We start from the raw sequence: 26,145 nt of genomic DNA, 5'->3' as shown, positions 1-26,145 counted from the left end.
AATCTACCCAATACCCCACCTCCCAATAACACAACAAAAACTCGAAACTCGAAACTCGAAACTCGAAACTCGAAACTCGAAACTCGAAACTCGAAACTCGAAACTCGAAACTCGAAACGAAAATACTATCCACAGTCCTCAGGGTTAATTTTAACTATTAGATAAAAACACTGTGAGCTTATCACCTACTTTTAAACGGTCGCCTGAAAGGCTGTTCCATTGTTTTAGTTTAGTGATGCTGACTTTGTAATGATTGGCTATTTTCCATAAGCTTTCGCCTGATTTCACTTTGTGCTCAATTTGTGTATCGGCTAACTGCGGTAGCACCAACTTTTGCCCAATACGTATGGTACTACTTTTTAAATTGTTGAATGCTTTTAGTTGGTTCACGCTCACTTTGTAGCGCTTAGCTATCACACTTAAGCTATCACCACGTTTAACGGTGTACTGTTGCCATTGGCTGTAATCGTTGCTTTTTTGGTTTGCGATCATGGTCTCAAATTGTATTTTCTCACTGGCAGGAACGACGAGGTGCGGCGCATCAATAATTGCTGGGAAGCGAATAACCCCGTAGTTTAAAGGCTCTAACAGTTGCCATTGACTTTTATTATCTAAAATGACTGAACCAGAAATGGTCACTGTGGCGATTGCATCTTTATTTGCTATGGCAGGGAACGTCATCTTTTGACTTTTTAATAACTGCGCCGCAGCAAGTAACTTTGGTACATATTGACTGGTTTGTTTCGGTAGTTTTAAGCTAAAAAAATCTGTTGGTTTACCTTGTTTTTTATTGTTACTGATTGCTCTAAGTACACGTCCTTCACCTAAATTATAGGCTGCAATAGCATGATACCAATCACCATCAAAGCGTTTATATAAGTACTCCATAAAATCAAGCGCTGCACGAGTGCTGTCGATCACATCTTGGCGACCATCGTACCAAGGGCTAATTTTTACCTTAAAATATTTAGCTATAGAAGGGGTTAGTTGCCAAAGCCCAGATGCATGTTTGTGCGAATAGGCACTGGCATCAAAGTCACTTTCAATCAGTGGCATTAGTGCTAATTCTATCGGTAGATCCCGCTTTTCAACTTCAGTGACTATGTAGTAAAGGTAAGGCTCAGCACGGCGACTTATTTCATCCATGTAATTTGGGTGGGATAAATACCAAGCAATGCGCTGCTGCACTTCTGGGTGACTAGAATTGGCAAATGTTAGCTGGGCTCGGATACGTTGCCAAACATCATCAAGCTCCTGAGGGCTCAAGGGGGCTATTTGTGCAAGATCTTCGTTTTGTTCACTAAAGATCGTTTTAGGGTTTGCCTTAACTTTCACTTCAGGTTTAGGTTGTGAGGCTGGCTCTTCTTGTGTAGTTTCACAACCGGTTAAAATAATAACTAAAGGCAGAATGCGGATAAATTGACTTGAAAACACGTACTACACTACTCCAAAAATATGAATGTGGCTAACCTAAAGCAGACTAGCTTAACATAGAGTGATTTATACCCAAACGGCAGATGAATTAATCTGTCCCTTAAATTGCTCTTTGTAGCGACGGGATAGGTTAAGTACTTTTCCTGTTATTAACTTTACTTCGCTATCGCCACTGGATAAAGGCGTTATTGATTCAATCGCATCGAGTCTAATAGCATGAGAGCGATGAATCCGGCAAAAGCCTTGTGGCTCTAACCGAGATATAAGATGGGTCATGGTTGCACGTAGCGGGTAAATCCGAGTGCCAATATGCAGGTTTACGTAATTGCCGCTAGACTCAAGCCAGTCAATTTGATCAGTACAGATAATAAATTCTTTACCTAGTTTTTTAACGAGTAATCGGTCGAAATTCAAGTCCTGCGGTGCGTCCTCTGCATGTGTGATTGGTGTGGCTTGACCGGTTAATTGGCCAACAACATATTGATACGTTTTAATAACCACGATTAAAAACAAAAACCCCCATAGGTCTTTACGGTATTCATAGAGTAGCTCAAACCACACTAACCCAAAGTCATACTGCATGCCTTGTACGTTATAAATGATCTTGCGAATAGCGACCATGATCCCTACATGTAGTAATGAAAAAATAACACTCGCAATGAAATAAATGAATAATGAACGTGTTATTTTTTGCCAATTAAGGGGTTGGGCTTGTAATAACCAAACTAAAGCAGGAAACAACAACAAGGTGCCAATAGCGCTGGAATATTCCCATACAAACGGCTCCCAGATCATAAATGGGAGTTCGCCATCGCGCTGAGCTTCCATAATGTTTGAGCTGGCATTAATCGTGTTGTTGATAAAAATATAACTAGATAAAAAAAATGCCGCATACCAAGTTTGGTAGCGTTGAAAGTGCGTTAAGGAGATCATTATTATTGTTACTCTTTAAAAGCCTTATTATCAGATTACCAACATAGTGAACAATCACCAAACTTATCATCCCTGTTATCCACCGTTTATCCCTACTGACTGTTTTCTCAGCCTTTTTTTATTGTAATACGCAGTGTGTTGTTCATAGTTGCTATTAATTAGTCGCAAGTTAAATCTAATATGAAACTTAAAATAGTCATTAAAAACACAGCCCGTATGCTATTACAGCCATGGCTACATGTGTTTAATAAAACCGTTGAATTGCCACTGCGTCGCTATGATTTAGATTGGCTGCGAGTACTTGCCTTTGGTCTACTAATTTTTTATCACACCGGCATGTTATACAGTGAAAACTGGGGTTTTCATTTTAAAAGCCAGTATTTATCCAGCAGCATTGAAAATATTATGCTCTTACTGTCGCCATGGCGGATGGGACTAATTTGGTTTATTTCAGGTGTGGCGCTGCGCTTTATTGTTGCGCGTTTTAACCTAGGTATGTTTTTAACTACGCGCAGTGTAAAAATATTACTGCCTTTATTGTTTGGCATTTGGTTTATTGTGCCTATCCAGCTTTATGCGCAAATGAGCCAAGAGGTTGGTTTAGCTATGAGCTTTTGGCAGTTTTACAGCCAGTTTTTTGATTTAACCAATCCGTTATTTGAGCACTATCAAGCAGGTATTTGGCCGCATGTTGATGTAAACCACCTGTGGTATTTACGTTCCTTATGGCAATTTACTTTATTGCTGGTGTTAGTGCTGCCGTTGCTTCATCATGCTACAGTGCAAGCAACAATCACGCGTTTGTGTAATCGATCGTTACTGATGATTTTCATCACCTTGTTACTGCCGCTGTGTATTTTAAAGTTGAGCTGGCCAAGTGATACATTCAGATACCCCATGGGCGCGCTGTTTTTATTATACGGTTACTTGCTTGCGTGGCAGCCTGCATTTTACAGCCAGCTACTTCGCCATTGGCGAGTGTTACTCGGTGCATTTATTGTTGGTTATTTGCTTGTGGTAGTGGGTTATCACATGATTTGGCAAAACCCTGCTGCTAGCCAATGGCAAATTACCAGCATGGACATGCTGTATACAACGCAAAGATTAGTGGGCGTGTTGTTAATGCTGGCATTAGCAAAACGCTTTTTGAATCACGATCACCCTAAACTGGCTTTATTAAACTCAGCTGTATTTTCGTTTTACTTATTACATCAAAGTGTAATTATTGGTCTTGCGTTTTATTTATCGAAGCTGCAATTAGGTGGTTTTGTGGAGCCATTACTTATACTGAGCCTCACTTTCATTATTTGTTGGCTAGTATTTATTGTTGCGCGCCGAGTCGATCTATTAAGCCCATTGTTAGGGGTTAAAGTCACAGGTAAATATAAAGCATGGCAAATTAAAGTGGGCTTTGGTTGCGGACTTATATTGATAAGCCCGCTGATCTTTAGGTTGATTTAATTACCTGTATTTCAACCTTATTGTCGCCGTAAACGACGACCTACGAGATATGCTGTGCAATTTTGTAGGTCGTGTTTTAGCGCGAAAGTGCCAATGCTAATGAGTCATCATCTTAAATGGTGCCTACACTCAACCAAACACACATCTAAAGCATGCGCCTTGTGGCTTTTGCACATAAATTAAATCACCTCCGTGGTTGAGCATAATTTGCCTAGATAGGCTTAAACCGATGCCGGAGCCTTGTTGCTTGGTGGTAAAAAATGGCACGAAGATCATATCAACCACATGTTCGCTGATGCCTGGGCCGTTGTCGCTGATTTCTATATAAAGTTGTTGGCTGGTGTTTTGTGCCAAGCTAATTTCAATCCTTGCTTGAACTGCATTCTCAGCGCTGTATTTTTGGCTACTCTTTAGTACTTCAAGTGCATTTTTTATTAAGTTTACTAATACCTGCTCTATTTGGCTGCTATCAAGCATTACTAGCTGGTGATTTTTAATCGACAGTTCAATATGGGTGTGTTGATCGTGTGCTTGTTGCTGATGTAAAGCGACTATGCGCGATAGCATATCAGCTAAATTTGCGGGCGCTAAGTTGGGCTTAGGTAAGCTACTCACTTGGCGAAAACGAGCAATAAAATCACCTAAATGTGCCGTTCTTGATGCTAACGTGCTTAGTGCAAGCTGTAAGTCTTGTTTATCTTCAAGCTCATCAAAACATAACTCTTGTGGTAGTAAATTGCTACAGGTATCAGCTAACGATGAAAGTGGCGTAATAGAGTTGGCAATTTCGTGAGTGAGCACTTTAGTTAAGCGTTTATACGCTTGTTGTTCTTTGAGCTGTAATTGGTCGTGAATTGACTGTAAGCTCACTACACGGCGAACTTTACCTTGTATTTCAGCGATACTAAGTTGAATTGATAGGGTGTCGTGCTGCTCGCCATTTTGCCAGTAGGTAGTGCTGCGGATACTATGTTCGGCGTTTAAAATTAACTCTCCCACAGCGCCTAACTCATGTAAGTGTTGAAAACTCTTCCCCAGTAATTTACTAACGGCTGGGTTTGATTCGATTACCTTACCATTGTCATCACATACCAATACGGCTAAATCAACATGGATGAGTAAAGCTTGTAAAAACTGCGCTTGTTGCTCGGCATTAAACCGTGCTGTTTGCATTTGTGTTTTTACTTGCTCAAATTGCTTAAGCATAGGGTGGTGTTGGCCAAGTCCCAAAGTGCTGTCGCCATTGGCAAGGGCACGAATGACCATTTCAGCTTGTTTTTGTTGGCGCTTAAACAGCGTAAAAATATGCGCTATTAACGCCATGGCGACTAAAATTATTAACAATGTCGTCGCTGAAAAGCCATGTGTTTGTAATACATAGCTAAGCAACGCACTTGCACTTATAAGTGCGATAATATTAAACGAAAGCAATAAATTAGCACGCATGATTACAACCCATATTTTTCAAGGCGGCGGTACATAGCACCGCGGGTTAAACCGAGCGCTTTGGCGGCATGACTAACATTACCTTGATGGTGCTTAAGTGCTGCGCGAACTGTGCGTTGTTCAAGTATCTCTAAATCGAAAGTATCGTACTGCACCTCACTGTTTAATCGCCCAGAGCTTTGCTCTATATTGTTGGCGTTAAGTACTGCTATGTTGCCAACCACTGAGTTTATATCTAGAGTATCCCCTTCAGTTAAAATAACCGCTCGCTCTATTGCGTGGGCTAGCTCTCGGACATTGCCTGGCCATGAATACTGGCAAAGTGCGTTCATATCATGATCGCTAATGGTTAAGTCACGCTTATATTTTTGCGCAAAGTGGTTTAGGTAGTAATCAGCCAATAATGGAATATCATCACTTCGCTCACGTAATGCCGGTAGGCGAATTTCAACGGTGTTTATTCGGTATAACAAATCTTGGCGAAAACGCCCTTCAATAACTGCTTGTTCAAGGTTATCGTTAGTGGCACAAATTAGGCGGATATCAATATCAACTGCTTTACTGCCGCCAACAGGCGTAATTTGCCTATTTTGTAGTGCAGCCAGTAATTTAGCTTGATGCTCTAGGGGTAAATTACCCAGCTCATCTAAAAATAAGCTGCCACCTTGGGCAAGTTCAAATTTACCAATTCGATCGCTTTTTGCATCGGTAAACGCGCCTTTTTTATGGCCGAATAGCTCGCTTTCAAATAAATTCTGCGCCACTGCGCCCATGTCTAAACTCATAAAGGTTTGGCTGTGCCGCTTGCTTGCTTGATGAATGGCGTGCGCGGTGAGCTCTTTACCTGTGCCGCTTTCACCGGTTATTAGTATATTGGCATCAGTTTGTGCGGCTTTTTCTATAGTGCTAAATACCTGTTGCATAGCCGCACTTTGGCCCAAAAACTCGAAGCTTGGTGTGTTTAAAGCTTGGTTTAACTCTTGCTTTTGCCGCGTTAATTGACCGACTTGCTGCTTGTCTTTGGCGTGTGAAAATGCGGCGGCGACTGCGCCAAGTAATTGCTCGTTTTGCCAAGGCTTGGCAATAAAGTCAGAGGCCCCCGCTTTAATTGCATCGACTGCCAGTTGAATATCGCCGTAGGCAGTCATTAACAAAACAACGATATTAGCGTCTTGCTCGATGATTTTTTTTAGCCAATAAAAGCCTTCTTTGCCACTGATTGAGTCTTGAGTAAAGTTCATATCAAGCAATACTACATCAATTGGTTGATCAGCTTTGCGTTGCTCGTCAATGATGCCTGCAATCTCAAATGGGGTGTCAGTGGTTTTAACACTTTGATAGTGCTGTTTGAGCAATAACCGTGCAGCAATGAGGATATCCGGGTTGTCATCAACAATTAAAAGTGAGCCTGTGTGTTTCATGATTATTATTTTTATAGGGTTTTATTTAGCCTAAAACAAAAAAGGAACAGTGTCCATAAATGGACGTTCATAAAATAACAAAGTGTTCTATTAGCGGACACTATGAATATGTGAATAATTAAATGTAACTTTAACTAATTGAATTTATTAGTTAAACAAAGTTGGCACAGTGATTGTAATAACTATCGGTAATTAGTTATTAAACCTGTATCAAGGTAGCCAACATGGACAAAAAAATAGAACGCTCATTTACTCAAAAGTATTTTAAAAAATTCACCTTTGCAGCGCTGGCTTTAGGTGTTGCTGCCGCTGCATACGGTTTTACGCAAAGCAGTGATACAGGTCGTAGCCAGAATATTGATCGTAGCAGCCTTACGGTTAGCACGGTTAAACAAGGTGCCTTTAAAGATGCACTGAGCCTACGGGGTCAAGTGGTACCAAAAACCAGCATTTATCTCGATACTATTGCTGGTGGTCAAGTAGAAGAGCGCTTAGTTGAACAGGGCGAGTATGTAGAAAAAGGCCAACCGCTAGTGCGCTTAAGCAATACTAACCTGCAACTAGATGTAATGAGTCGCGAAGCGCAGGTAACTGAACAGCTTAATTTTTTACGCAACACGCAAATGACCATGGAAACCAGCCGTTTAAATTTACGTCGTGACTTATTAGAAATCGAGCTAAAAATAACTCATTTAACACGTCGTTTAAAACAAACAAAGCCCTTGGTTAAAAGTGGCGTATTGGCGCAAGACCAACTTGCAGAGCTAGAAGAAGATTTAAATTATTACCAAGCGCGTAAAGAGCTCACCCTTGAGCGCCAAAAACAGGAAAACTCAATTCGTGAGGTGCAAGTGGCACAGCTTTCAGACAGCGCTAAAATGCTGGAAAAAAACCTGCAGTTTGCGCGCAGAAATCTCGACAACTTATTAATCAAAGCACCCGTTTCAGGTTACCTAAGCGAGCTTGATGTGGAAATTGGTGAATCTAAAAACAGTGGCGCGCGGTTAGGCCAAATAGATATTCCTAATGAATATAAATTAGTGGTGCGCCTTGATGAATTTTATTTAAACCAAGTGCAGCGTGACATGACCGTGATGATTGAACTTGAAAGCGGCACGGTGAATGCCAAAGTGAGCAAAATTGATAGCCGCGTACAGCAGTCACAATTTCAAATTGAAGTGGATTTACCCAGTAACACCAAAAGCATTAAGCGCGGCCAAAGTATTGATATTGAGTTAATGCTGGGAGGCGATAAAAACAATGCCTTACTGCTTAAACGTGGCGCCTTTTTTACCAATTCTGGCGGTAACTGGGTTTATGTAATTGACCCTAATGGTGACAAAGCACTGCGTCGTGATATTCGCTTAGGCAAGAAGAATCAACACTATTTTGAAGTGCTTGAAGGGCTAAACGCGGGAGATCGAGTAATTACCTCAAGCTACAGCAATTTTGATAAAGCACAGCAACTACAATTTTAAGGATAATAACAATGATTAAATTAACTAATTTAAGCCGCGTATTTCGTACTCAAGATGTTGAAACTACAGCGCTCAGTAATATCAATCTAACTGTAAATGAAGGTGATTTTCTAGCGATTATGGGGCCGTCTGGCTGCGGCAAATCAACACTACTTTCTATTTTGGGTATGTTGGACTCACCAAGCTCTGGCAGTTTTGATTTTGCGGGAACTGACATTGCAGGGTACAGCGAAAAGCAATTGTCGGAGCTTCGCAAAGCCTCTATTGGTTTTGTATTTCAAAGCTTTAATTTAATTGACGAGCTAACCGTTTATGAAAACGTAGAGCTGCCATTACAGTATCAAAAAATATCAAAAAGTGAGCGTAAGCAACGCGTTGAAGCGATTTTAAAAAGAGTAGGTATTGATCATCGCGGTGAGCATTTACCTCAGCAGTTATCAGGTGGTCAACAGCAGCGGGTAGCCGTTGCGCGTGCATTAGTGATTAACCCTAAACTTATTTTAGCCGATGAGCCAACTGGTAACCTCGACTCTAAAAACGGTGATGAAGTGATGGCCATGCTACGCGAATTGAATAAAGAAGGCACCACGGTAATTATGGTGACTCACTCAGAAAAAGAAGGTGCCTATGCTGACCGCCTAGTACGCCTACTAGATGGCCAAGTGATGCTTGATAAGGCGAATGTTGTACAGCAAAGTGCTGTTGAGGTTGCTTAACATGTTTATTAATTATTTAGTAACCGCCTTACGGGCATTCAAACAGCAAAAACAGCACTTTTTACTCAATATAATTGGCTTGAGTGTTGGCTTAGCTGCGGCAATTTTAGTGGCTATGTTTGCCTTTAATGAAGCCTCGTATGACGAGCAACAACCTCATGCGGATCGTGTGTATCGTATCTATCAATATTTTCCGTCACTGGGTATGGGAGCACCAGTGGTCAATAAAGATGTGATCGCGTCTTTTAAAGACATGACTGAAATTGAAGACATTATGTCACTTGAAATGGTCCCGCCTGGCTCTGAATTTGTGCGTGATGGCGTTGGCTTTAAATTAGAAAATGTACTCGCGGCGAGTAGTAATGTGGCTGATTTCATCAATATCGATATTGTAGCTGGGGAACTGGCAACAGTACTTGCAACGCCAAATATGATTGCACTCAATGAGCAGTATGCAATACGGATTTTTGGTAGCACAGCGATTATTGGTGAAACTTTAATTCAGGGCAAGAAGCGTTGGCAAGTTGGTGCGGTATTTGCTGATCTGCCAGATAATACTCACTTTTTCTTTCAAGCGTTAATTAAAGAGACTCCTGCAAATAATTACTATCAGAACAATAATGGTTATTCTTACATTCGTGTTGCGCCAGGTACTAAGGTAAATAAATTGGCTAGCACTCTTGAGCAGCGTTATACAGAGGTTGCTTATAATGACTCAGAATATGATTCCACACAATTGGCTCTGCACCCATTAACATCTTTACATTTAACGGCAAGCTCTAGTTATGAAATGAAAATGAATGGTTCACTTTCAACGCTGCGTATTTGTATTGGTTTAAGTATTTTGTTGGTGCTGCTAGCGGCTTTTAATTTTATCAATATGAGTATTGCGCAATCTGCAAAGCGCGCAAAAGAAGTGGGGGTGCGTAAGGCGCTTGGTGCGAGCAAATCACAAATTGTTAGCCAGTTTTTAGTTGAATCACTGCTTATTACCATTATTGCAGCACTGATAGCGTGCATGCTGGTTGAGTTACTTACACCGACTTTTAATCAATTAGTTGACCGTCAGCTAGCGCTTAATTACAGCTCAGCTTTAGGGGCAGCAATAGCCTTTGTTGTCTTGTTGGTAGGTTTACTAGCTGGGATTTATCCAGCGATGTTTATGTCGGCTTTTAGTGCTAAGCGGGTGCTCAGTGGCGATATGCAACGGGGACGAACAGCCATTGTCGTTAGAAAAAGCTTATTGGTTTTACAGGCTGCATTATCGGTTGGGTTGATTATTTCGGCACTGCTATTGCAACAGCAACTAGCGCATTTACAGTCGCTGCCAATTGGATTTGCTAAGGAAGGTAAGTTGATTGTCAGTGATATCGATGCGGGAGATATATTCTACAACCAAAACAATGTGCTGTTAGATCGCATTAACGCTATTAATGGTGTGAAGCAAGCTAGTGTTATAGACATTTCTTTAACGGGTAACTATAACTCATACCGTATGTTTACTGCAGATAATGGTCAGTTTAGTAATCAAACATTACCATTTGTTGGCGCCGGTACAAATATAGTAAGTGCATTGGATTTATCACTAATTGCAGGGCGTGATTTTAGTAAAAAAATGGCAGCTGATTGGTTTAATAAAGTCAGTGATACTCAAGCTACTGCGTCTGCAATATTGACTGAATCTTTAGCTAAGCAGGCGGGTTATGCTACACCCGAAGATGCGATAGGTAGTGTTTGGCACACAGACACGGGCTTTGGTCAGCAACTAACAGTCAACGTTGTTGGTGTGGTTAAAGATATTAAAGTGGGCAGTGTCAAAGATGCGCAACCAGCGACTATTTTTATTTGTGGCTATACCAGCAGCTGGATGGGAAGAATTGTTATTAATTTAGATTTAGCACAGCTCCCCCATGTTAAAACGCAACTTGCTACTATTTTGGCCGAAACGCTTGATATTTATGACCCAAAAATAGAAATGATGGCGGACAACTACCGTGCACTTTATCGTAATGATGAACGTGCAACTGAGTTTGTCACTTTATTCTCCGGCTTAGCTGTATTTTTAGCGTGTGTTGGCACATTTGGTTTAGCATCATTTTCGGTATTACGCCGCCAAAAAGAAGTGGCGGTACGTAAAGTGCTTGGCGCATCACGCATCAGCATTATGAACCTACTGGCAAAAGAATTTTTAATTTTAGTACTGGGAAGTGTAGCCATAGCATACCCGCTAACCTATTGGCTGGTGGGTGATTGGCTTGCCAATTTTAACGAGCGTGTTGATCAAGCGCTGTGGGTTTATTTGGTTGCTGCTTTGAGTGTTGCTGCAATCACTTGGCTGACTGTTGCAAGCCTTGCGTTTAAAGCCGCCAGTACAAGACCATCGCTGACGTTACGGTATGAGTAATTCTGCTTTATTGCTATAACATTCGTGGCGGAAATTAATTTTTATTCCGCAAATCTATTACTTTAATCAGTGAAAACATTATTAATTCACAAGGAATAAAAAGTGCTCGTAAACTATTTTAAAACGGCGATTGGTGCCGCTAAACGTCAACCGTTAATCTACAGTCTCAATCTATTTAGTTTAAGTGTGGGTTTAGTCGCTGTTTTTTTTATGGCGTTATACATTAATTATGAGTTTAGTTATGACCAGCAATGGCAAGATAGCGAGCATGTTTATCGAGTTGAACTACATAATAACCAACAAGGTACTCACTCAGCCTTTGTTAACGCATTGCTGGCTAAAAGCTTTGAGAGTATTAGTAATATTGAATCGGTACAAAAGTTAGCGCCAATGGATTATTGGTTTTGGTTTGAGCAGCAGGTCTCTATTAATAATAAGTCGTTTAAATTAACTAAAACGATAGCCGCAACACAGAATATTACCGATATATTTTCATTCACTATGCTTCACGGAGAATTATCTACAGCATTAAGAAAGCCAAACAGTATTGTTTTATCAAAATCGGAAGCTATCCGTTTATTTGGTGAAAGTAATGTTGTGGGTAAGCGCTTACAACGTGATGCGGATACTTTAATAGTAACTGCTGTTTTTGCCGATTTAGCGCAGAATACGCATCTCGATTTTCGCTCTATAGTGCCGCTATCTGAACGATACCTTGGTTATATTCGAGAATATCATGACGATAGTTTTGTGTATGTAAAGCTCAATGCAAGTGCACAAATTAACGTCATAGAGCAGTCGTTATCGCAGCTTATGAATCAGCGTAAATTAGCAAAAGAGCCTCAGCTAACCGTTAAGCTTAATCATATTAGTAATATACATTTGCAAGGTGCAGGAACCGAAGAAATGAAAGCAGGTGGCGCGATAGAGTCGGTATTGATTTGTATTGCGGTGTGCGTGGTGTTGTTATTAGTTTTAGCTATTAATTTTATTAATATGAGTGCTGCAGCACTAAGTAAGCGCGGTCGAGAAATAGGGATTAAAAAGGCGCTTGGTGTTACTTGGGGGCAATTGTTTGGTCAATTTTCGGTAGAGTCATTTTTGTTGGTAGCTTTCACTATATTATTGAGTGTAGGCGTATGTGAGCAATTGCTTCCTTGGTTTAGTGATCTTGTTGGACGTCCTTTGAGTATCAGTCAGGCTTGGTGGCAAATCGCTATCATCGCATTTTTTACTTTGTTTTTTGGGATGTTGCTCACAGCCTATTCGGTATTTATTGTTGCGAAAAAGCCAATAACCTACTTATTAAGCGGCAGTATGAGCAGTGGTAGAAAAGCATCAAAATTCAAATCAACCTTGATCATATTGCAAACAAGCTGCGCGATTGTACTTATTATTGGTGCAGTTAACCTTAATAAGCAGCTTGATTTTTTACAAAATCTACCTGTTGGTTATGATAGTCAAAATCGCTTGTATATTCCTAATATAGATAGATCCGCCTTTGAGCCACAGAGTTCATTACTCGCTAGAATAAATACGTTACCTGATGTTGATAGTGCCACTTTTGTTGATAGTGATTTAACGAAAGAAATGCCTATTTCTATGCCTATTAGTTGGGTTAATAAGCGAAATAATGAAGCATCAGTGCATTTTTCTGGTGTGGGTTATCAAGCTGCACAAGTATTAGGTTTATCGCTAATAGCGGGGCGTGACTTTTCTGCTGAATTTGGTGGCGATTGGTATCATAAAGTTACCAAGGTTGAGGCTGATAAAAGTTACGCCGCCAGTGTTATTGTTACCCGTAGTTTAGTGGCTCAAATGGGAATAGAAAGCGCTGAGTTGGCTATTGGTCATTCTTTCACGAGTGTTGATTCAGGTAGATTAAACACTTTTACTATTATTGGCGTGGTGAATAACGTAAAAATAGGAAATGTTCGACAAAGCACTAAGCCTTTATTTTTTGCGTGTGGTTTGTCATGGATGGGCAAGGTTGCTATTCAAACACGGTTAAAACCAGCAGCCAGTTATGCTGTTAAAGCCGAAATAAATCAGTTAATAACCAAAAAATTAGCTATGGCCGAGCTATCAATTGAAAATTTGGCTGATAATTACGGCGCTATTTATCAGCAAGAGCAGTTTTTAGGGCGAGTTATTAACCTATTTACAGGGCTATCGATATTACTAAGTTGTATAGGCGTTTTTGCATTAGCGGCTTATGGCGTAAGGTCACGGCAAAAAGAAACCTCAATACGAAAAGTATTAGGGGCTTCGCGCTTAGGTTTAATTAATTTATTCGCACGTGAATATTTATATTTAGTGTTAGTTAGTACTGTTGTAGCCTTACCGATAGCTTACCTCTTTGTTACCGATTGGCTTGCCAATTTTAACGAGCGTGTTGATCAGTCGCTGTGGGTTTATTTAATAGCAGCCCTTAGTGTTGCTGCGATTACTTGGCTCACGGTTGCAAGCCTCGCGTTTAAAGCCGCCAGTACAAGGCCGTCGCTTATCTTACGTGATGAATAGATAAGTCATTATATAAAATTAGTTACAATCTTCTAACTAAGGCCTTTCGTTTACCGAGAGGCCTTTTATATTATAGTCGCCATGAATGACGGACCTACCGTAGGACGTGCTTTAGCGCGTAAATAGGCTATATTTTATTTCTGCTTTAGGAAAAGGAATTTATCAAATGAGCTGGAGTAACTTAAAGAAAGGGCGTGTATCAATTCAATCAGGCGAATACTTCATTACATTTACATGCCACCGCAGAGAAGGGATATTTAGTAATTTCGATCATGCTAATATCTTTTGTAGATGCATTGCGAGTAATGAGCTCAAGTATCAATGCCGTTGGTTAACTTGGGTTTTAATGCCTGATCATTTCCATGGTTTGTTGCAGCTTAAAAACAGTGAATTAGGGGTTGTAGTGGGTCACTTGAAAGGCGCATCAGCTCGGGAAGTTAATAAAGTACGAGATTTAAATCAGCCTGTATGGCAAAGAGCGTATTATGATCATGCGCTGCGAGAAGAAGAAAATAGAGTTGAAATAGCAAGGTACATTGCTGCAAATCCTTTGAGGCGCAAGTTGATCACTAGAATTGGTGATTATCCGTATTGGAATTCAGTTTATTTGTAAATTTAATATCGCAGGGAGTTGTCGCCGTAAACGACGACCTACAGGATGTGTTTGAGATTATGTAGGACGTGCTTTAGCGCGTAAAGTGTAACTTGGGTTTTTTGTGTTCTTGTCGCCATGAATGACGACCTACAAAATATACGATCAAACCTCTTTAATTTTCACTGCGGGATTACCAGCAACTACTGTATTTTCGGCAACATTTTTGGTGACGATAGAGCCTGCGCCCACGACAGCATTATCACCAATGGCAACCCCCGCTAACACTATAACCCCCGCGCCAATCCACACGTTATTGCCTATAGTTATTGGCGCTGCAAAGTTTTCTTTTTGTAGCCTTTGCTTAGGCTCAATTGCATGAGAAACGGCCAATAGCTGAACGTTTGGGCCAATTAAACAATCGTCGCCAATGCTTATTGCACCCTCATTAATTGGTGCATCTAACACAGTGCAGTTAATGTTTATAAACGTACGATCACCAACTTGCACTTGTGAGCCATAGTCGAAGTGGAAGCCAGCTTCAATGATCACTCCTTCACCACATATTGCAAACAAACTCTTAATACGTTTTAAGTTGCCTTTACTCGGGCTTTTTGAAAATAACCGGCAAGTCTCATGAGCTGTTTTACGCAGCTCTAAATATGATTTATCAAGGTTGTTGAATTTAGTATTCATTATTACCCTTAATTATTTTTCGTCAGGCAAGCCAATATGGGCGTGGCCATTTTTATAATCAATAGTTATCAAAAAATGCTTTAGTACATCATAACCTATCAAGCCTTGAACCTTACGTCCTTTAATACGTGACCCTGTCGCTTCGTATTGGCTTTCTAGATACGCTTTTTGTCCTTCAGCAGGTATACTGACTAAAACATTTTCAAGCTCAAAAGGGCCAAACTTTAAAGTCGGTATTCGAAAACTTTCTGTTGTTGCTATTGAGTTTGCTCCCATGCTAATGCCTGATGTGATATCTAAATTATCCAACCAACCCATTTGCCGAGCTACTTTACGCTCAATGACTAGACCGCCGTTATTCCCAGTATCAAGTAGCAACCAGACAGATTGACCATCTTGCAAGCCAACTTCGACTATGGGCATGCCTGACCCTTTCTGCGTTTGCATTTTAATATTTTCAAGGTCGCGTAACTTAATAGAATCATGGGTTATTAAACGCATTTTTTGGTTTGGGTAATCAAGCTGCATTACAAACTGATTAAAAAAGCCTGCGCCAAATAGTAGTGAGGTAGTGTGAAATCCCAAATTAACTTCGGTTAAATTATCAAGTTCAGTATTAATGCCAAAAAAGCTAGTTGGTACGTTATTGTAGGATTTCTTATCTTCAATACCATAAATCCCCTTAACCCTGACTTTTTTACCTTTATCAAAACTTAATTGGTGTTTATTGATAAAGCGCGGGTTAATAGCATTGAGTTGCGCACCTGTGTCTAATAGTGCGTAGCCATCTATACCTGCCACAATAACGGGTATTTTTACATGACCACTTTCGAGCGTAAAATCAATCCACTGCGTTGCGCCGGCAATACTATTTACACTGTAGAACAGCATGCTTAATAGAAGTAGCAATTTCATTTTAGTCCTTTAAATTATTGTTATTTATACTAATGAGTGTATATAAGTTACACCCTTAAATCGAGAGTAGTTTGGTAAGATCTGGGTATCAATATCAAAGAGTTTGCTTCTAGTTAGATTAAATAAGCCGGATTTTTATACATTTACTTGCCATTTACTTAGTTTCGTTTAAAATCCCCTAACTTTCGAAACGAAACTTAAATGGTTCACTTAATGACTAAACGAAACACTCAGCAACGTCGTCACCTTATTCTTACTCAAGTTAATGAGTTAGGTGAGGTAGCCGTAGATATTTTAGCTGAACAGTTTCAAACCTCTGAAGTAACCATTCGTAAAGACCTAACTGCGCTTGAAAAAAGCGGCTTACTATTGCGCCGTTATGGCGGTGCAATTGCGTTGCCACAAGAAATCGTTAGTGATGATATTGATTCAAAACGTAAAGTAGCGATTGCTAAAGCCGCTGCTGGGCTGATCAAAGATCATAACCGCATAATAATCGACAGCGGTCGCACAACGGCGGCGATGATCCCAGAGTTGGGTAATAAGCGCGGTTTAGTGGTGATGACCAATGCAATTAAGGTCGCCAACCGATTGTTAGCGCTTGAAAACGAGCCAACACTTTTGATGACTGGGGGCACTTGGGACCCGCATTCTGAGTCATTCCAAGGCCAAGTTGCAGAGAACGTTTTACGTTCGTATGACTTTGACCAGCTATTTATTGGTGCAGATGGCATTGATGTTGAAAGAGGGACTACCACTTTTAACGAGCTGGTGGGTTTAAGCCAAGTAATGGCTGAATCTGCTCGTGAGGTAATTGTGCTAGTTGAGTCTGAAAAAATAGGTCGTCGAATACCCAATTTAGAATTGCCTTGGCAGCAAGTCACCACACTCATCACAGATAGCAATTTGGCGCTTGATACCCGCCAAGCAATTGAAGCGTGTGGCGTACAGTTAATTTGCGCTGAGCTATAGATTTTATAAATTCGTGTTTATTACAGGCCGACAACACCTGTGATAGGCATTTAAATATTAAACAACACATACAAACCCAAAGTTAACGCTTTGGCATGTGCAAAAGGAGAGACTATGTGTGGAATCGTTGGGGCTGTTGCAGAACGTCCAGTAAATAAAATTTTAGTAGAGGGTCTAAAGCGCCTTGAATACCGTGGTTACGACTCAGCAGGTGTGGCACTTTTAGAAGGTAATACGCTGAATACTGTTAAAGCGGTTGGTAAAGTCGTAAACCTTGAAAACGCGCTAAATGAAGCAGGCGTTAAAGGTACTACCGGTATCGCACATACACGCTGGGCTACTCACGGCAGCGTGACTGAAGCTAACGCGCACCCGCATATTTCAAATAGCGAAATTGCTTTAGTGCATAACGGTATTATTGAAAACCACGCGAGTTTGCGTGAAGCGCTTAAAGGCGACGGCTACGAGTTTTTATCAGAAACTGACACAGAAGTAATGGTGCACTTAATCCATCAACTTCGCCAGCAACATACAACTCTATTGGCAGCAGTACAAGCAGCCGTTAAACAGTTTGAAGGCGCCTTTGGTACTGTAGTATTTGATAAAGCTAACGATAACGAAATCATTGTAGCTCGTTCAGGCAGCCCACTGGTTATAGGCTTAGGCCTTGGTGAAAACTTTATTGCCTCTGATCAGTTAGCATTATTACCAGTAACTCGTAGCTTTATTTACCTTGAAGAAGGTGATGTCGCGCGTATTACTCGTGATAGTGTAGAAATCTTTGATATAGATGGTAATGCCGTTGAGCGTGAAGTGATCGAATCAAACATCACTCAAGATGCATCAGGTAAAGGCGAATACCGTCATTACATGCTTAAAGAAATTTACGAACAGCCACTTGCTGTACGTAATACACTCGAAGGGCGTTTAAATGATGACCGCGTAGCAATTGATGCTTTTGGTGACAGTGCACAGCAGATTTTTAAAGATGTAAAACATGTACAGATCATCGCCTGTGGTACGTCTTATCACTCGGGTATGGTTGCCCGCTACTGGCTTGAGCAATTTGCAGGCGTAAGCTGTAATGTAGAAATTGCCTCTGAATTCCGCTATCGCGAGTCTTTCGTACATGAAAACAGCCTACTTGTGACAATTTCACAATCTGGTGAAACAGCCGATACTTTAGCAGCCCTGCGTTTAGCGAAAGAGCAAGGCTACATGGCCTCAATGACCATTTGTAACGTGCCTGGTTCATCATTAGTACGCGAATCTGATTTAGCCTTTATGACTAAAGCTGGCGCTGAAATTGGTGTTGCGTCGACTAAAGCATTTACCACGCAATTGGTTGGTTTGTTAATGCTTACTGCGTCTATAGCGCAAGAGAAAGGCTTAGATCAAAGCGTAATCGTTAACGCGATTAAAACCTTACCAAACAAATTAGAAGAAGCATTACTGCTTGCAAATGGTATTGAAGACTTAGCAGAAGAGTTTGCTGACAAGCACCACTCACTGTTTTTAGGCCGTGGTTCACAATACCCAATCGCAATGGAAGGCGCGCTTAAGCTGAAAGAGATTTCATACATTCACGCTGAAGCTTATGCAGCCGGTGAACTTAAGCACGGCCCATTAGCGCTTATTGACGCCGACATGCCAATTATTGTTGTAGCACCAAACAACGAATTGCTTGAAAAGCTTAAATCAAACGTAGAAGAAGTGCGCGCTCGCGGCGGCATCATCTATGTATTCGCAGATAAAGATTCACACTTTGCATCAGACGACACAATGCGTGTGATCAACGTAAACCACGTAGATGACGTGATCGCCCCTGTTGTATATACAATCCCACTGCAGTTACTTTCGTACTATGTAGCAGTGATAAAAGGCACCGACGTTGACCAGCCACGCAACCTAGCAAAATCGGTTACAGTTGAGTAAAATCAATTAGTTAGTATGTGTTTTTTAAAGTAAAAAGACCCCCAGTAATTGGATAGCCCAACTATTGGGGATTACTTCATAATGCGCTTTTTTGTTTAGCAGTGCTCATGTTCTTTAGGGGGGTTTAAATTGCTGCAGTTGTTATGGTAGCGCCTCTTCTCTATCTAAGTTTCCATCGGGTTTTAGCTCTTTTTGTTGAACTGCTGTGAGTGCACGATTGAGCCATAGCAGCCCAGATAAAGACGCAATAACACTGCCAACTACAATAGCTACCCAGACAGTCCAAATTTCTAACGCGAATACGTTAATGGTAATAAAGCTGATAACGAGAGAAATGCCGATTCTTGCAAATGTAATCCAGAAACCTGGCCATGACTTACCTATACCTTGAAAAATACTGGCTTCAATAAAGGCAACGGCAAAAAAGAGATAGCCTAATGGTACGATACGAAAATATTGCAGAGCATACTCTGTGACAAGCGGATCAGCTGTAAAAATGGCTACGATATAAGGAGCAAAGATTAACACGAGCAAGCTAAACAGCAAGGCGGAGCCTGAGCCGTATCGTACAGACATATTTAAAACTGCACGAACTCTGTCGTGATTACCTGCTCCGATATTTTGTCCAATCATCGACATTGCAGCAAAACCAAAGCCAATAGCGGGAATAAAAGCAAAAAACTCTATTCTAAAACCGATAGCAAAAGCGGCAGCCCCAGCTTCTAAAAAAGTGGCTGACACAAGAAACATTAATGCAGAAAAACCTAATGGATTAAGCACTTGATTGAGCGATGCAGGCAATCCAATATCGATGACTTTTTTTACCGACGACCAACTTAGCTGTAAATACTTTAGGTGTAGTGGCACCATCATAGTGGGTTTCATCAATAACCTTAAAGCTAGCACGATAAAAACGGCTTGAGAGATTAAGGTTGCATACGCAGCACCTGCAATCCCTAGCGCTGGGAAACCTGCAAAGCCAAAAATAAAAATGGGATCAAGCACCATATTAATTATAGTGGAAAGGGCGAAGAGTTTAGTCATGGTAAAATTATCACCCTGAGCATTGTAAGAAATCGAGATCATCATCATTAAAAATGTCAGTATCGATCCCGCAGTAATTACAGTGAAATAGGGGGTTGCTAGCGGTAATATGTCGCCAACTGCGCCAGAAATAATCAGAAACTCATTACGGAAACTAAAAATGATCAGGGTAAAAAGCAGTGCTGCAATAACGGTTAATAGAAAACCTTGACCGAGCACTCGCTCAGCGGTGGCTATTCTTTTGGCGCCAATATTTTGTCCAACTAAGACAGATGTGCCAACAGAGATGCCCATTGCCAAACTTATCATTATAAATAAAATTATTTGTGAAATTGATACTGCGGCAATGGCAGAAGCTGAAATTTTCGCAACCCAAAATGCATCCACTAAGTTGTAGAGGGAATGAAAAAACATTGAGAGCATCATAGGCCATGCCAAAGACCATAACTGCTTTGGAATAGGGCCGCTTGTTAGGTTTTGTCCTTGCATTGTTAAACCTTCCTTAATTTAAATGATAATAGGTTTTCTACTTAGTCGTATGAGCAGGCGTGCATTCGACATCGTTAAATACTAGATAAGTTTTAGATCCGGCTAAAGCATTGTATTCAATATTATCGTTTTTGTCTTATTTAGGTACATTTATATTGAGGTTATGCGGCATTTAATATTTTGATACATAAACATTTATAAATTATGTAGGACTGATAAAAAGAGATTAGTTAAAACGGCGCGTAGTTTTATTGCTACGCGCGTTTGAGTTGGTTGTTTAGAATATTGCGCGAACGCTTAGCGCGTAACGTCGGTCTGTAGTAAAGCTAAGAGCTTCAGTTTTTGTTCCGTCTTGATCTAATTGATACTGAGTTTTTGTTTCTGTATCGAGTAGATTGCTCGCTTCAAAGCCTATTTTCCAATGATCATTGATTGTGTAGTATAAGCTAGCGTCCATCATGCCTGATGCTTCAGCGTAAGCTGGTACGTATTCTTCAGATTCACGTAGAGTCAACAGATACTCTGAGCGCCAAGTATAAGCGAGACGAAACGAAATGTTTTCGTATTCATACATACCAATAATATTTAAATTTTGGTCTGAATACCCTTGGAGCGGTAAATCACTAAATACACGGAAAGTGTTGCGATTATCTGCGATAGGATTACTATTTTCATCAAAACCAAGAGTACCAGCGGATACCTCGTTGGGGTCTTCTAAACCATCTTGATCTATATAAGTGTAGTTAAACTGCAAACCTAAGCCGCTAAATGCGCCAGGTAACATGTCATAGAATTGAGAATAAGAAAACTCAGCCCCACGGATGGTGCCAGAGCCCGTATTTGCAGGGCCATAAGCAGATACATCGTAGGTTTCATCATTGAATGTCACGTCCAAATCGAAAGCTCTGTTACGAATAATGTTACTTAGTTTTTTATTAAACAATCCCACAGTGACATAGCCTGCTGGAGCAAAATACCACTCCGTTGATAGGTCAAGGTTTATTGATTCTTCAGGTTTTAAATTTGGATTGCCTGATAATGCTGACAGCTCAATATCATCAAGTGCAACAACGGGGTTATTGGCTTCGTCGTAGTCTGCGCCTGGAGTTTGTAGGCGGCGTGTATAATCTAAATTAAGAATACTGATGTTACGGGCGTCTACTAAGCTTGGGTAATAAAGTGCTTTCGATGCACCAAATCGCACAACGACATCTTCGCTTACGCCAAAACTTAAGTTTAGACTAGGTAAAATAGTGTTGTAGTCGGTGCCGTCAACGGTACTTAATTGAGATTCACCATTGGCAATATCGTAGTAACGCTTATATTCATCTTGTTGCATCACTTGGTTTAATGACGTGCCTGGCTCACCGCGTTTAATGACTTGTGGCTGTACAAAGGCACCTGTTGACTCCAATTGATAGCTAACATAGCGCAAGCCAATATTACCAGTGACTGGAATCGCTAAATCTATAAAGTCAAAATCGCTGCGAATATAGAACTCACTTCGCTTTTCATTAGTTGAACTAATGTTATGCGCTGCAAAAGGTCCTTCAACCCGGTTTTCTTTATCTGCATAGGGCACGTAAGTACCGGAGCATGTACCACCGTTAGCTGCGCTATTGGTCGCATTATGCCAACCATCTTGACAACCTTGGCGCAAGGAATCAGCGTAGTTTCTTACTAAATCCATGCTAGGGAATAGAAAGTTATTTACATTACCTTGTAGTACTTGACCATGGTAATAGTCTGAAAAGTCGACACGCTCAAATAGCTCTGGGCGATTAACTGCAGCTGCAGCATTGCGGTCTGCTTGTATCCAAGGGGTACCGATTGCCGACCATCCCTCATAAGCTGTGTCGCGTACTGTTAGGTCTTTATCTGAAACATAGAAACCTGCTTTAATATTTGTAAAATTACCATCAAGTTCATAATTTACATCAAATTTAAAGCTATTTGCCGTTGCTGTATTGTGCTCTTCTTGCTCCATACCACTGCCTAGAAATAAATTAGGCACTGGACCGTCCCAGTCTTCATTTGGCGACCAACCTGCAGTCATTATGTTATCACTGAGAAACTCAACGGTTGGCCTATCGCCGCGCATATCAAGGAAATACGGTGATACAGCATGAACATGATTGCCTCTAGTTTGACCTGACATGCTGTAATTGTGGACTATTTTTTCTGAGTCTACATGTTGGTAATCGAACTCTAAAGTTAGTCTATCGATAGGTTTTAAAACAAGGTTAAAAGAGGTGTCTTCTACGGTGCTTTCATTGTAGTTCCAACGGCTACGGTAAAAGAAAGGTGTTTCAGGGCTAACGCCAAGTGCAATACCTGATGTGACAAAGCCATTCTCTGTCGTTAATGGATAGCCATTTTCTGAGTCATCTTGCCAATTTTGCGATGATCCCATAAAGCCTCTAAAGCCCTGTGCAGCCTGTCCTATTTGACGCTCATCCCACTCTAAAGATGCTTTTGAATTGATGTGCTCAACCGTTGCGACAATTTTGTCATCATCACTTGCCCATTGTAATGAACTGGTTAAGCCCGTTCGTTTTCGGTCATTTGTTGCTGTGCTCATGTGGATCGCTGCAGGCACATACCAGACACTATTTGCAGGTTGACCAGGAAGTGCAGCACCATCTACAGGTGAGCTTGGGTCCACGCCAGTGATGCCTCCCCATTGATCAAGTGTCGGTATGAAGGAGTCACCACGAGCATGAAAGTTACCTAAGCCAACGCCATCACCGCGGGTTTTATATTCGGATTGAGATGCGGCAATTAAAAAGCCAAACTTACCCGCATTGGTTTCCCAATTATCAGAAAAAAGCGCTGAGAAAGAAGGGGTTGTTTCTTCGCGAAAATCACTATAGTTTGCTTTGGCGTTAAAAGAGATGATGCGATCGGTGGAATCAAAAGGTTTACGGGTAATTAAATTTACAGTCCCTGCAACACCACCAGAAATAAGATCGGATGTTTGATTTTTCACTACCTCTACGGCACTGAGTAATTCGGCAGGAAAATCTTCATAGCTTAAGCCACCATTTGGGTTCGCACTGAATGCGTCACGGCCATTTACTTCAGAGCGCACTCGGTCTAAGCCGCGTACCAAAACGCCAGTACCTTCATCAGCATAATGCTTTGGATCACTTGATGATGCAAAACGTTCAATTGTGACACCTGGCACACGTTGTAAGGCCTCTGTTACAGATTTATCAGGCAATGCACCAATATCTGAAGCAGTAATGACATCTTTTACGGTATCGGCATAACGTTTAAGGTTTTGTGCGCTATTGATACTACCTCTGATCCCTGTTACTTCGATGACTTCCATAGCTTCGTCTTTACTTTCAGTAATGACATCGCTGTCATTTTGTTGCGAAGTTTGAGCCGCAAGCAGTAGTGGGCATAAGCCCAATAGCGCATAAGAAATCGCTAAGTTAAGCCGATTTTTAGTGCGTTTTATATTGTTATAATTGCTATCGATGACTAATTTTGACATGGTTTAATCTCTTTTGTTTCTTTTTATAACCAGTGTTAGCTTGACCGACTAAGAGCCAGAGAAGCTATTCCCTTTAACCGACATTACGACCCTAATATGCCCAGTATTTTGTACCATTTTACGAAATGGGTTGTTCACATAAAGGTACAAAAGTAACATTTTATTAAAAATGCACTGTTACTTTTTAACATAAAACAAAATAAAGTAAATGTTTTCGGGTAAAATAATTTAAATAGTACGTGTTGATTATTTAGGCGAGTACAAGAGTTTTTGGTGGTAAGGGAGAAAAAACAAATTACGCGGTGGAGGCTAATTCCGTTTGATCATGAATAATGTTTTGTATTAGTAAACGCAAAACGCCAGCAGATGCTGGCGCTTAAAGTTCGGTTTTAAAGCATGTTACTGTGCTTTTGGCCCTGCATTTTTAATTTCGTCTGACACATCGTATTTAGCGAAGTTTTCAGTGAAATCGGCTGCAAGTTTAGCTGCATATTCAGCGTATTTAGCTTTGTCAGCCCATGTATTAATAGGGTTAAGTAGCTCGCTGTCAACGCCAGGAACTGCAACAGGAACATCGAGGTTTAGAACGTCGATGTGTTGAGTTTCAACACCAACAAGTTTGCCAGATACAATTGCATCAACAACGGCGCGTGTTGTTGGGATATCAAAGCGTTTACCCGTACCGTAAGGGCCACCAGTCCAACCAGTGTTAACTAAGTATACTTTAGCGCCAAACTCACGTACGCGCTTCATAAGAAGCTCAGCGTAAACACCTGCTGGGCGTGGGAAGAATGGAGCACCAAAACATGTTGAGAATGTTGATTCAATATCACTTGTTGAACCAATTTCAGTTGAACCTACTTTTGCTGTGTAGCCACTTAGGAAGTGGAATGCAGCAGCTTCTTCGGTTAATACAGATACCGGTGGTAATACACCACTTACATCGCATGTTAAGAATACAACAGCCTTAGGTTCACCAGCGCGGTTTTCTACTTTACGTTTTTCAACATGCTCTAGTGGGTAAGCTGCGCGGCTATTTTGAGTTAGGCTGGTATCGTTAAAGTCTGGTACGCGATTTTCGTCAAGTACCACGTTCTCTAAAATAGTACCGAAGCGAATGGCATCCCAAATAACAGGCTCGTTCTTTTGCGATAAATCAATACATTTAGCGTAACAACCGCCTTCGATGTTAAATACACTGCCAGGTGCCCAGCCGTGTTCGTCATCACCGATTAAAAAGCGAGTTGGATCTGCTGATAAAGTGGTTTTACCTGTACCAGATAAACCAAAGAATAATGCTGTGTCACCAGCTTCACCTACGTTGGCAGAGCAGTGCATTGGTAATACACCTTTTGCTGGTAGTAGGAAGTTCTGTACTGAGAACATTGATTTTTTCATTTCACCGGCATAACGCATACCTGCTAGCAATACTTTACGTTGTGCAAAGTTGATAATAACTGTGCCATCGCTATTTGTGCCATCACGCTCTGGATCACAAACAAACGAAGGTACATTCATTACCTGCCACTCGGGTAAATCAGATGCATTATAAGATTTAGGTTCGATAAACATGTTTTTGGCAAAAATATGGTGCCATGCAGTTTCTGTTGTAACAACAACAGGTAAATAGTGCTCAGGATCAGCGCCTACTTCAAGGTGAGAGATGAAGTGGTCATTGCTTTGCACATGTGCTTCTACACGTGCCCATAAAGCGTCAAATTTATCTGCATCGAAAGGGCGGTTTACATTACCCCATTGAATATCATTTTCAGTGCTTGATTCTTGAACAATAAAACGGTCTTTTGGAGAACGGCCAGTTCTGTGACCAGTCTTAGCAACAAAAGCTCCATTTGCGGCTAAAGTCCCTTCGCCACGACGGATCGCGTGTTCGACAAGTTCAGCTGCAGTTAGATCGACAAAACGAGTAGCGCTTGAAGTCATGTTTATACCTAAATTGTGTGAGATTGAACGGGATAGCTCTGGGGTTCTTGTTTCCCTTTAAGCTGTAATTATAGTAACAGATGGATTAAGGATATTCGAGCCTATGAAAGGCCTAAAAACACATATATTTAGTAAAAAACATGAATAATTTCAATGATACCGGTGTCATAAAAACCATTAAATTCATGACACCGGTATCAATTTAATGCACAAAAAAAACACAACAAATTTGCTTGTAGATTA

At 40.9% G+C, this 26,145-nt stretch carries 17 protein-coding genes; 8 read left to right on the top strand and 9 right to left on the bottom strand.

What is annotated here, in order from left to right; genetic code table 11:
- Positions 1-150: 150 nt before the first annotated feature.
- Together CWB85_RS12745 and CWB85_RS12740 are read right to left on the bottom strand one after the other, a co-directional pair.
- A complete protein-coding gene (locus CWB85_RS12745) occupies positions 151-1,434 on the bottom strand; it encodes a LysM peptidoglycan-binding domain-containing protein (protein WP_138555091.1) in 1,284 nt (427 codons plus the stop codon).
- A 66-nt stretch (positions 1,435-1,500) separates the two neighbouring features.
- Positions 1,501-2,364 (bottom strand): LytR/AlgR family response regulator transcription factor, encoded by an 864-nt coding sequence (locus CWB85_RS12740; protein ID WP_138555094.1) that lies wholly within the window; start codon positions 2,362-2,364, stop codon positions 1,501-1,503.
- A 183-nt stretch (positions 2,365-2,547) separates the two neighbouring features.
- Between CWB85_RS12740 and CWB85_RS12735 the strand changes: the two genes are divergently transcribed.
- Positions 2,548-3,828, top strand: coding sequence for an acyltransferase family protein (locus CWB85_RS12735; protein WP_138555090.1), 1,281 nt, complete (start codon positions 2,548-2,550; stop codon positions 3,826-3,828).
- Positions 3,829-3,957: 129 nt separating this feature from the next.
- Here the strand turns inward: CWB85_RS12735 and CWB85_RS12730 are convergent, their stop codons facing one another.
- Positions 3,958-5,274 (bottom strand): sensor histidine kinase, encoded by a 1,317-nt coding sequence (locus CWB85_RS12730; protein ID WP_016710462.1) that lies wholly within the window; start codon positions 5,272-5,274, stop codon positions 3,958-3,960.
- A gap of 2 nt (positions 5,275-5,276) precedes the next feature.
- Positions 5,277-6,695, bottom strand: coding sequence for a sigma-54-dependent transcriptional regulator (locus tag CWB85_RS12725; protein ID WP_138555089.1), 1,419 nt, complete (start codon positions 6,693-6,695; stop codon positions 5,277-5,279).
- 224 nt (positions 6,696-6,919) lie between these two features.
- On the opposite strand from CWB85_RS12725, the gene CWB85_RS12720 reads away from it, so the two are divergent.
- The 5 genes from CWB85_RS12720 to CWB85_RS12700 all read left to right on the top strand — a co-directional run bounded on the left by CWB85_RS12720 (position 6,920) and on the right by CWB85_RS12700 (position 14,429).
- On the top strand, positions 6,920-8,173 hold the full coding sequence (locus CWB85_RS12720) for an efflux RND transporter periplasmic adaptor subunit (protein ID WP_138555088.1): 1,254 nt from the start codon (positions 6,920-6,922) through the stop codon (positions 8,171-8,173).
- A gap of 11 nt (positions 8,174-8,184) precedes the next feature.
- Positions 8,185-8,889 carry an ABC transporter ATP-binding protein gene (locus tag CWB85_RS12715; RefSeq protein ID WP_016710465.1) on the top strand — a complete coding sequence of 235 codons (705 nt, stop codon included), beginning with the start codon at positions 8,185-8,187 and terminating at the stop codon, positions 8,887-8,889.
- Between the two features lies 1 nt (position 8,890).
- Positions 8,891-11,293, top strand: coding sequence for an ABC transporter permease (locus CWB85_RS12710; RefSeq protein WP_138555087.1), 2,403 nt, complete (start codon positions 8,891-8,893; stop codon positions 11,291-11,293).
- Positions 11,294-11,395: 102 nt separating this feature from the next.
- Complete coding sequence (locus CWB85_RS12705) at positions 11,396-13,816, top strand: ABC transporter permease (protein ID WP_138555086.1); 2,421 nt, start codon at positions 11,396-11,398, stop codon at positions 13,814-13,816.
- Positions 13,817-13,982: 166 nt separating this feature from the next.
- Complete coding sequence (locus CWB85_RS12700) at positions 13,983-14,429, top strand: REP-associated tyrosine transposase (RefSeq protein WP_138555085.1); 447 nt, start codon at positions 13,983-13,985, stop codon at positions 14,427-14,429.
- Positions 14,430-14,573: 144 nt separating this feature from the next.
- On the opposite strand, the gene CWB85_RS12695 is transcribed toward CWB85_RS12700, so the two are convergent.
- Both CWB85_RS12695 and CWB85_RS12690 read right to left on the bottom strand, forming a co-directional pair.
- Entirely contained in the window at positions 14,574-15,104 is a 531-nt protein-coding gene (locus CWB85_RS12695; protein WP_138555084.1) for a sugar O-acetyltransferase, read from the bottom strand.
- Positions 15,105-15,116: 12 nt separating this feature from the next.
- Entirely contained in the window at positions 15,117-16,019 is a 903-nt protein-coding gene (locus CWB85_RS12690) for a pepsin/retropepsin-like aspartic protease family protein (protein ID WP_138555083.1), read from the bottom strand.
- Positions 16,020-16,232: 213 nt separating this feature from the next.
- Between CWB85_RS12690 and CWB85_RS12685 the strand changes: the two genes are divergently transcribed.
- Positions 16,233-16,991 carry a DeoR/GlpR family DNA-binding transcription regulator gene (locus CWB85_RS12685; protein WP_016710471.1) on the top strand — a complete coding sequence of 253 codons (759 nt, stop codon included), beginning with the start codon at positions 16,233-16,235 and terminating at the stop codon, positions 16,989-16,991.
- A 114-nt stretch (positions 16,992-17,105) separates the two neighbouring features.
- Positions 17,106-18,926 carry a glutamine--fructose-6-phosphate transaminase (isomerizing) gene (gene glmS, locus CWB85_RS12680; protein WP_016710472.1) on the top strand — a complete coding sequence of 607 codons (1,821 nt, stop codon included), beginning with the start codon at positions 17,106-17,108 and terminating at the stop codon, positions 18,924-18,926.
- Between the two features lie 141 nt (positions 18,927-19,067).
- Here the strand turns inward: glmS and CWB85_RS12675 are convergent, their stop codons facing one another.
- From CWB85_RS12675 to CWB85_RS12665, 3 genes are all read right to left on the bottom strand, one after another.
- Positions 19,068-20,459 (bottom strand): MATE family efflux transporter, encoded by a 1,392-nt coding sequence (locus CWB85_RS12675; RefSeq protein ID WP_016710479.1) that lies wholly within the window; start codon positions 20,457-20,459, stop codon positions 19,068-19,070.
- 277 nt (positions 20,460-20,736) lie between these two features.
- Complete coding sequence (locus tag CWB85_RS12670) at positions 20,737-23,961, bottom strand: TonB-dependent receptor (RefSeq protein WP_138555082.1); 3,225 nt, start codon at positions 23,959-23,961, stop codon at positions 20,737-20,739.
- 399 nt (positions 23,962-24,360) lie between these two features.
- Complete coding sequence (locus CWB85_RS12665) at positions 24,361-25,902, bottom strand: phosphoenolpyruvate carboxykinase (RefSeq protein ID WP_138555081.1); 1,542 nt, start codon at positions 25,900-25,902, stop codon at positions 24,361-24,363.
- Between the last annotated feature and the right edge of the window lie 243 nt (positions 25,903-26,145).

Source organism: Pseudoalteromonas sp. S1727 (assembly GCF_005886375.1).
In the GTDB taxonomy this organism is placed as follows: domain Bacteria; phylum Pseudomonadota; class Gammaproteobacteria; order Enterobacterales; family Alteromonadaceae; genus Pseudoalteromonas; species Pseudoalteromonas haloplanktis.
The sequence above is the reverse complement of the archived record's forward strand: the minus strand, read 5'-3'. Positions and strand labels throughout refer to the sequence as shown.

Bases quoted from the DNA above. Each gene is read 5' to 3' on its own strand.
- CWB85_RS12690 (WP_138555083.1), bottom strand. From the start codon at position 16,019: ATGAAATTGCTACTTCTATTAAGCATGCTGTTCTACAGTGTAAATAGT.
- CWB85_RS12735 (WP_138555090.1), top strand. From the start codon at position 2,548: ATGAAACTTAAAATAGTCATTAAAAACACAGCCCGTATGCTATTACAG.
- CWB85_RS12700 (WP_138555085.1), top strand. From the start codon at position 13,983: ATGAGCTGGAGTAACTTAAAGAAAGGGCGTGTATCAATTCAATCAGGC.
- CWB85_RS12730 (WP_016710462.1), bottom strand. From the start codon at position 5,274: ATGCGTGCTAATTTATTGCTTTCGTTTAATATTATCGCACTTATAAGT.
- CWB85_RS12710 (WP_138555087.1), top strand. From the start codon at position 8,891: ATGTTTATTAATTATTTAGTAACCGCCTTACGGGCATTCAAACAGCAA.
- CWB85_RS12665 (WP_138555081.1), bottom strand. From the start codon at position 25,902: ATGACTTCAAGCGCTACTCGTTTTGTCGATCTAACTGCAGCTGAACTT.
- CWB85_RS12695 (WP_138555084.1), bottom strand. From the start codon at position 15,104: ATGAATACTAAATTCAACAACCTTGATAAATCATATTTAGAGCTGCGT.
- CWB85_RS12720 (WP_138555088.1), top strand. From the start codon at position 6,920: ATGGACAAAAAAATAGAACGCTCATTTACTCAAAAGTATTTTAAAAAA.
- CWB85_RS12715 (WP_016710465.1), top strand. From the start codon at position 8,185: ATGATTAAATTAACTAATTTAAGCCGCGTATTTCGTACTCAAGATGTT.
- CWB85_RS12685 (WP_016710471.1), top strand. From the start codon at position 16,233: ATGACTAAACGAAACACTCAGCAACGTCGTCACCTTATTCTTACTCAA.
- glmS (WP_016710472.1), top strand. From the start codon at position 17,106: ATGTGTGGAATCGTTGGGGCTGTTGCAGAACGTCCAGTAAATAAAATT.
- CWB85_RS12725 (WP_138555089.1), bottom strand. From the start codon at position 6,695: ATGAAACACACAGGCTCACTTTTAATTGTTGATGACAACCCGGATATC.
- CWB85_RS12670 (WP_138555082.1), bottom strand. From the start codon at position 23,961: ATGTCAAAATTAGTCATCGATAGCAATTATAACAATATAAAACGCACT.
- CWB85_RS12675 (WP_016710479.1), bottom strand. From the start codon at position 20,459: ATGCAAGGACAAAACCTAACAAGCGGCCCTATTCCAAAGCAGTTATGG.